This is a genomic window from Bradyrhizobium sp. HKCCYLRH1030 (assembly GCF_051168395.1).
GTDB lineage: Bacteria > Pseudomonadota > Alphaproteobacteria > Rhizobiales > Xanthobacteraceae > Bradyrhizobium.
The window spans coordinates 21622-27732 of record NZ_JBNPUY010000023.1; the positions used below are offsets into that span (position 1 = coordinate 21622).

14 protein-coding genes are annotated in these 6111 nt (G+C 64.4%); 8 read left to right on the plus strand and 6 right to left on the minus strand.

The annotated features are described in order from the left end of the window. The first annotated feature begins 7 nt into the window (after positions 1–7). Genes ACQR1E_RS33540 through ACQR1E_RS33555 form a run of 4 tightly spaced genes read left to right on the plus strand, consistent with a single transcriptional unit; the run spans position 8 to position 1205 of the window. Positions 8–220, plus strand: a complete 213-nt coding sequence (locus tag ACQR1E_RS33540) for a hypothetical protein (RefSeq protein ID WP_315713111.1) — start codon at positions 8–10, stop codon at positions 218–220. Positions 221–233: 13 nt separating this feature from the next. Then, entirely contained in the window at positions 234–566 is a 333-nt protein-coding gene (locus ACQR1E_RS33545) for a DUF6156 family protein (RefSeq protein ID WP_315752855.1), read from the plus strand. After that, the gene (locus ACQR1E_RS33550) at positions 563–730 is read left to right on the plus strand and encodes a hypothetical protein (RefSeq protein WP_316169745.1); all 168 of its coding nucleotides are present in this window, start codon (positions 563–565) and stop codon (positions 728–730) included. Before ACQR1E_RS33545 ends, ACQR1E_RS33550 begins: the two co-directional genes overlap by 4 nt. A 16-nt stretch (positions 731–746) precedes the next feature. Beyond that, positions 747–1205 carry a group II truncated hemoglobin gene (locus ACQR1E_RS33555; protein WP_315752857.1) on the plus strand — a complete coding sequence of 153 codons (459 nt, stop codon included), beginning with the start codon at positions 747–749 and terminating at the stop codon, positions 1203–1205. 259 nt (positions 1206–1464) lie between these two features. Here the strand turns inward: ACQR1E_RS33555 and ACQR1E_RS33560 are convergent, their stop codons facing one another. From ACQR1E_RS33560 to ACQR1E_RS33575, 4 genes are all read right to left on the minus strand, one after another. Beyond that, positions 1465–1707 (minus strand): hypothetical protein, encoded by a 243-nt coding sequence (locus tag ACQR1E_RS33560; RefSeq protein WP_315752858.1) that lies wholly within the window; start codon positions 1705–1707, stop codon positions 1465–1467. A 26-nt stretch (positions 1708–1733) separates the two neighbouring features. After that, on the minus strand, positions 1734–2492 hold the full coding sequence (locus tag ACQR1E_RS33565) for a dienelactone hydrolase family protein (RefSeq protein WP_315825165.1): 759 nt from the start codon (positions 2490–2492) through the stop codon (positions 1734–1736). Positions 2493–2527: 35 nt separating this feature from the next. Next, entirely contained in the window at positions 2528–2890 is a 363-nt protein-coding gene (locus ACQR1E_RS33570; RefSeq protein ID WP_315752901.1) for an iron-sulfur cluster assembly protein, read from the minus strand. A gap of 88 nt (positions 2891–2978) precedes the next feature. Then, positions 2979–3470: a tetratricopeptide repeat protein gene (locus ACQR1E_RS33575; protein ID WP_316169744.1), complete on the minus strand. Its 492-nt coding sequence runs from the start codon at positions 3468–3470 to the stop codon at positions 2979–2981. A 272-nt stretch (positions 3471–3742) separates the two neighbouring features. Here ACQR1E_RS33575 and ACQR1E_RS33580 point away from each other — a divergent pair, with 272 nt between their 5' ends. The 3 genes from ACQR1E_RS33580 to ACQR1E_RS33590 are packed head-to-tail and all read left to right on the plus strand — an operon-like array spanning position 3743 to position 4713. Beyond that, complete coding sequence (locus ACQR1E_RS33580; RefSeq protein ID WP_006609694.1) at positions 3743–3976, plus strand: BolA/IbaG family iron-sulfur metabolism protein; 234 nt, start codon at positions 3743–3745, stop codon at positions 3974–3976. A 48-nt stretch (positions 3977–4024) separates the two neighbouring features. Beyond that, a complete protein-coding gene (grxD, locus tag ACQR1E_RS33585) occupies positions 4025–4354 on the plus strand; it encodes a Grx4 family monothiol glutaredoxin (RefSeq protein WP_315752861.1) in 330 nt (109 codons plus the stop codon). After that, complete coding sequence (locus ACQR1E_RS33590; RefSeq protein ID WP_315752862.1) at positions 4351–4713, plus strand: (2Fe-2S) ferredoxin domain-containing protein; 363 nt, start codon at positions 4351–4353, stop codon at positions 4711–4713. The genes grxD and ACQR1E_RS33590 overlap by 4 nt, the downstream gene beginning before the upstream one ends. A 19-nt stretch (positions 4714–4732) precedes the next feature. On the opposite strand, the gene ACQR1E_RS33595 is transcribed toward ACQR1E_RS33590, so the two are convergent. After that, complete coding sequence (locus ACQR1E_RS33595; protein WP_315825162.1) at positions 4733–5152, minus strand: ArsC/Spx/MgsR family protein; 420 nt, start codon at positions 5150–5152, stop codon at positions 4733–4735. Between the two features lies 1 nt (position 5153). Beyond that, positions 5154–5585 carry a response regulator transcription factor gene (locus ACQR1E_RS33600; RefSeq protein WP_315713088.1) on the minus strand — a complete coding sequence of 144 codons (432 nt, stop codon included), beginning with the start codon at positions 5583–5585 and terminating at the stop codon, positions 5154–5156. Positions 5586–6004: 419 nt separating this feature from the next. On the opposite strand from ACQR1E_RS33600, the gene ACQR1E_RS33605 reads away from it, so the two are divergent. Further along, on the plus strand, positions 6005–6111 hold a 107-nt coding region (locus ACQR1E_RS33605; RefSeq protein ID WP_434872155.1), incomplete at its 3' end, for an ArsA-related P-loop ATPase.

Genomic DNA, 6111 nt, shown 5'->3' on the forward strand with positions numbered 1-6111 from the left:
GGATCACATGGACAAATTGACGCTTCATGTCCGCTTTGCCAATGATGGCACGGTCGCCGAGATCAGCGAGCGGCCGGTCGGGCTGACGCCGCAGCAGTGGTTCGACAAGCTCAGCGAGGCCATCGGCATGAAGGCCTATCAGACCTTCGCCGGCGGCCGCGGCGTGTTCAAGGTGGCTCGTGAGCAGATCGAGGCCCTGAAGACCGCGGCTGTTTCGTGACGCGGTTGGCAGCATGAGCACCGATGCGGGACAGGCGTGCCGATTCTTCGTCTCCTACACGGGCGTCAAGCTGCCGCTGCGGCTGGTGACTGCGATTGCGCCGGAGCAGCTGTCGAACCGCAACACGTTCATCCGCGGCTATTTCGATGCCGCGGGCGTGCTGACCGGGTTCGAAAAGATCGTCTATGGCGAGATCGAGCTCACGCACAGCTACAGCTACCATGCCAGCGGGGCGTTGAGCCGGGCCGAGATCGTCATGCTCGACGAGGATCCGGTGACGCTGAATTTTGACGAGACCGGCGCGCCCATCGCCGGTCAGGATGCGTCGGTGAAGGAGGCCTCGTGACTGTCGCCAAGCTGATCGAGGCTCTTGCCAGCATGCCGAAGGACGCTATCGTGCTGATGGACAGCGGCGGCGGATTGTCGCGTGTCGATGCGCTTCAGCTTGTGGAAGAGCAGGGCCCGGGCGCTCCGGCCGAGGTGATCCTGCAGCCGAGCTTGGATGAGTAGAGGGCGGACTGGTCGGATGGCGGACGCTGGGACTTCAGAGACCGGAACTCCGGACGCAGGGCCGGTCGCGACCCCCTATGAGCGGATCGGCGGAGCGGTTGTCGTGGACCGTCTCGTCGAATCCTTCTACCACCGAATGGATACGCTGCCGGAGGCCAAGGGCATCCGCGACATGCACGGCCGCAATCTCGGGCCGATCAAGCACATCCTGAAGCGCTATCTCTCCGAATGGCTGGGCGGCCCCAAGCTTTATTCGCCCGAGAAGGGCCATCCGCGGCTGCGCCAGCGTCACATGGGCTTTGCCATCGGCAATGCCGAGCGCGACGCCTGGCTGCTGTGCATGCGCGGCGCGCTCGAGGAGACTGTCAGCGACGTCAAGGCCCGTCAGGATGTCGACGCCGCCATGACCAAGCTCGCCGACTGGATGCGCAACCACGCCGGCAACCCGCACGATGCTCGGGCCGCGCGGCCGTGAGCCTGCGGTGACGTCATTGCGAGGAGACGAAGGCGACGAAGCAATCCAGAGTCGCCCGCGTTACCCTGGATTGCTTCGCTGCGCTCGCAATGACGGAGAGGGCGCGACGCGTAGGCTGGACCAAGCGAAACGCGCCCACCGGCGGTCTCGCCTGCAAGATGGACCAGAAAAAGATGGACCAGAAAGGTGGGCATGGCGATCTTCCGATGGTGCAATTCACTGCCGTCCGTGGCGCCTTTGCCGACCTTACGCAATCCAACTAATACAACGGCACGCCGAAGAAGGTCTCGTCGTCGCCACCCCAGGCGCGGTGTAGCGCCAGGGCGTTCTGCCATTGCATCATCTCGACCTCGCTGGCATTGCGATGCGTGATTCTGCCGTCCGGCACCTCGGCAAGCAGAAAAGGCTTGCCGTTGCGGATGAAGCGGTTGAGATCCTTGGTGTCGTTGGGGCGCACGACGCAACGTGGCCGCTCGTCGATCAGGATGGTGGTCGGCAGCATCGCGGTGCTCTCACTCCATCGGATTGTCAATCGGCCAGCGGTCCCATGTCGTCGTCGGCTTTCTTCTTCTTTTTCTTGTCGGTCTTGGCGAGCGCATAGGCGCCGGCGTTCTTCAGCGTGATCGGCGGCTGCCCGACGACATATTGCGAGATCCACGCCAGGGTCCGGTCATGTGCCAGCGCAGCTGCAGATTCATCATAGGTCTCGCCGTCACCGTCGAACGCATGCGCGGCATTCGGATAGGAGAACGCGCTGACCTCGGGATGATAGGCGCGGAACATGGTCACCTCCGCGAACGGCACGACGATGTCGGCCTCGCCGAAATGGAGCAGCGTCGGAATCTTGCGCTTGGCGCCGGCCGCGTTGACGACACCGGTCGCGTAGTAGCTCACTGCGCAGGCCACGCCGGAGACGCGGTTGGCCGCGTCATAGGCGAGACCGCCCCCGGCGCCGAAGCCGACCACCGCCACCTTGCCGCAGTCCTTGACGCTGTCGACCGTTGACTGGATCTCGGCGAGCAGCGGTGCGGCCGGATCCGGCACGCTCTCGGCCGGCTCGCCCTCCGTTGCCGCTTCGATCGCGGTGGGAGGCGACAGCTCCGGCGCGATCACGACATAGCCGCTCGCGGCGAAAGTATCGGCGACCTTGCGTAGTTTGCCGGCAGCGTCGGCGCCGTCCGGCAGGACGACGATCGCCCCCTTTGGCGCGTCGGCGGGATCGGCACGAAACGCCTGAAAGGTATGGCCGTCGCTGGCGGTCAGCTTGATCGTGCTCGCCGTAGGCATGTGATGCTCCTGCTTCGTTGCGCGGTTGGCGCGCGTTACAACAAACCCAGCTCCAGGGCGGTCTCTTCGGACATGCGCGACTTGTCCCATGGCGGCTCGAAGACAAGGGTGACCTTGACCGACACCACACCGTCGACGGCCTGTACGGCGTCCTCCACCATTCGGACGATCTCGCTTGCGACCGGACAGCCGGGCGCCGTCAGGGTCATGTCGATCTCGACCGCGCCGCCGCCCTCGTGCGCGATTCGATAGACCAGCCCGAGATCGTAGACGTTCACCGGAATCTCCGGGTCATAGACCGTTCGCAACGCTGCAATCACGCTCTCGGCTGCACTCTGGGAGCCGGTCGCTACGGCGTTCTGCGCCGGGGAAGGAGGGGGCGGGGCGTGCATGGTCATCATGCGTTGGTTCCTCTCATGATCCTGGTTCGCACCGGGGGATGGTCGTTGGAATTCGAGTCATGTTTCGCTCATGCATGGCGTCGCCTCATTCCGAACCGAGCCCCTCGGCCAGCGCGGCGACGACCGGCCATCCGACGGCGCCGGTGGGATCGAGTCGCCGCAGCGCCGCGAGCATTTCGGCTGCTCCGTCGGAATCAGTCTTGCGCAGATGGATGAAGGCTAGGGCCTTCAGCGTGTAGAGCGCGAAGCGGCCGGCGCCATCCGGCAGCGGATCATGCGGCGTCCAGTGCCGCCAATCCCGTGGCCAGCCGGCCTGGCGCGCCGCTTCCGCAAGGCCCAGCTCGGCGACCGCCTCTGCCTCGTCGAGATGGCCTTGATAGGTGTGAATCTTGTACAGACAGAAGTAGGTCGGAAGCTGCTGCGGAGCGGCCGCCAGCGCCTGGCGAAACAGCCGATCCGCCTGCGCGTGGTCGCGGCGATACGCCGCCACGCCCTGTTGCAAAAGCGCATCGATCTCTTGCGGCAGATCGCCGAAGTTGATCGTGTCGGGTTCGCTGACGAGTTCGAGCATCTGCATTGACCTCGATCAAATCACTGCAAGACGCGGACCGTTTTCGCGCGGGTGCAGCAGCGCCGGAGCCGGTACGAGGCGGGCGGAAGAGCGGGCCGATGTTGGATTTTGCACGTCGCCTCTTCGCTCCGCCGCGGCCGATGTCGGAAAGACGACGCAACGCTTGGCGAATTGGCGTGGACGCGTCGTCAGATGCCGGCGAGACGGCGATTGCGGCGAGCAAATCACTGGTTCGGAGCTTGCATGAGGCCTTCATCAATCCAGCGGGAGTGGCAGCGATGGCGATGGCAGCAACGGACATCGAGCGTCTGATCAAGGAGGCGTTCCCGGATGCCGTCGTCGTGATCGAGGATCTGGCGGGCGATGGCGACCATTATTCGGCGCGCGTCACCTCACAGGCTTTCGCCGGGAAGAGCCGGGTGCAACAGCATCAGATGGTCTATTCGGCTCTCAAGGGCCAGATGGGCGGCGTGCTGCATGCGCTGGCGCTCGAGACGTCATTGCCGAAATGATCGTTGCGGCCGGGCTGATCGGTCGCATTCAGGGAAAGGATCCAGTCTATGTCGACATCCGAACGCATTCAGAAGCTGATCGACAGCAATGACATCGTGCTGTTCATGAAGGGCGTGCCGGCGGCGCCGCAATGCGGCTTCTCCGCCGCGGTGGCACAGATCCTGGCCAAGCTCGACGTGGCCTACGAGAGCGTCAACGTGCTCGCCGATCCCTTCATCCGCGAGGGCATCAAGGAGTTCTCCAACTGGCCGACCATTCCGCAGCTCTATGTGAAGGGCGAATTCGTCGGCGGCTGCGACATCGTGCGCGAGATGTTCCAGGCCGGTGAGCTCGCGACCCTGCTCGCCGACAAGGGTATCAAGGCGTCTGCGTCATGAGCGATGCCGATGTCGCCGAGGCGGATGACGCATTCGAGATTCCGCAGCTCTACAAACATCACGCCTTCGTCTGCCTGACGCAGCGCCCGCCCGGGCATCCGCGCGGCAGCTGCGGCGCGCTCGGCGTGCAGCCGCTGTGGGACCGGCTGACCAAGACCATCGAGGCGCAGCGGTTGACGGATATCGGCGTCACCGCCGCCGGCTGCTTCGGCTTCTGCAGCGCCGGACCGATGATGGTGGTCTATCCGGACGGCGTCTGGTATCGACCGACCAAGCCGGAGGATATCGACGAGATCGTCGAATCCCACTTCAAGCAGGGCAAGCGTGTCGATCGCCTGGTCATGGTGTTGAAGCGCTGAGCTTGCAGAATGGAGCCGCTCAACGCGGCTCCGGACAAGGTGTCGACCCATCCGGACGCGTGCAGCCCTGGACATCCTCCAGACCGTCGCCCTGCCGAAGCAGCGAGATGACGGGTTCACGATCGAAGCCGGCGCAGCACCGGCCGCCGGCTTCGATCAATGGCCGGCGGATCAGCAGCGGATCCTCGAGCATCAGGTCGATGGCCGCGACGGCTTCGATCGTCTCTGGCTCGATCTCTCCCGATCTCACGCGCGGCGAGGCCGGATTGAACCAGGCCCAGACGGGGGTCCCGGCGAAATATGTGCGCAGCCGCTCGCCCGTCCAGGGTTCGGTCAAGAGGTTCCTGGCGATGACATCGTGGCCTGCTCGCGTCAGCATCAGCTTCTGCCGGGCGTTGGTGCCGCAGCCCGGCTTCTCGTAGAAGACGACGGTCGTCACGTCAGGCACCGCCGAGCTGGACCAGCTGCGCGCCGCCGGCGCGGCCGAGAATGGTGTCGACCTTCTTGCGCACCGCCTCGATCGTGAGCGGCTTGACCACGGCGCCATGCGCGCCGGCCTTGAGACCTTCGATCGCGATCGCCTCGTCGGCCTTGGCGGTCACGATCAGAATGCGCACGCCCTTGAACTTCGCCAGGATCTCGCGGACGAGCTCGGGGCCGCGTTGCTTCAGGAAGGAAACCCCGAGCAGCACCACGTTCGGTGCCAGCCAGTCGACGCCCTTCTCGTACGCCTCCTCCGGCGTCGCCAATTCGTGGGTCTCGATTTCATCGTGCAACATGAACTGCAGGGCCGCGCGCGTGATCTCGTCGTCGTCGATCACGAACACGCGCCGCTGGTCCACTGCCTTGGCCGTCTCCACTCCGATCTGCATTGCATCCTCCTCAACGTTGTCAGCGTCTGTGCCGCAGGGCTGCAGAGGGGATCTAGCAAATCTCGTTCCGGGCACCGCCCGGCTGAAAAGCTATCGCTGTTGTGTCGTTTCGGACAGCGCCGCGCGTCGTCGCATCTTGCGAAGCATTCCGATGTCGGGTTTGCAACAACTCGCAATCGCGCCCGGATTGCTCCGCATCTCCTTTAAAACATGATCGTTTTGGCCCTGTGCGCGTGCTGGCACAGCCGTTGCAAAACCGGGTTCAGGCAATGGTTGAGGGCTGAGTGCACGCCGACGCTCCGGACGAGCGATGCTCTCCTTCCCAACAACCCGTCTGCCGGTTCGGACACACAGAGGACGCGGTCACGCCTCGCGAGCAGCGCGGGCGCGACATTGGCAATCGGTTGATGGAGAGCAGAATGTCATCACTTCGACAAATCGCATTCTACGGCAAGGGCGGCATCGGCAAATCGACGACGTCGCAGAACACGCTCGCGGCGCTCGCCGAGATGGGTCATCGGATCCT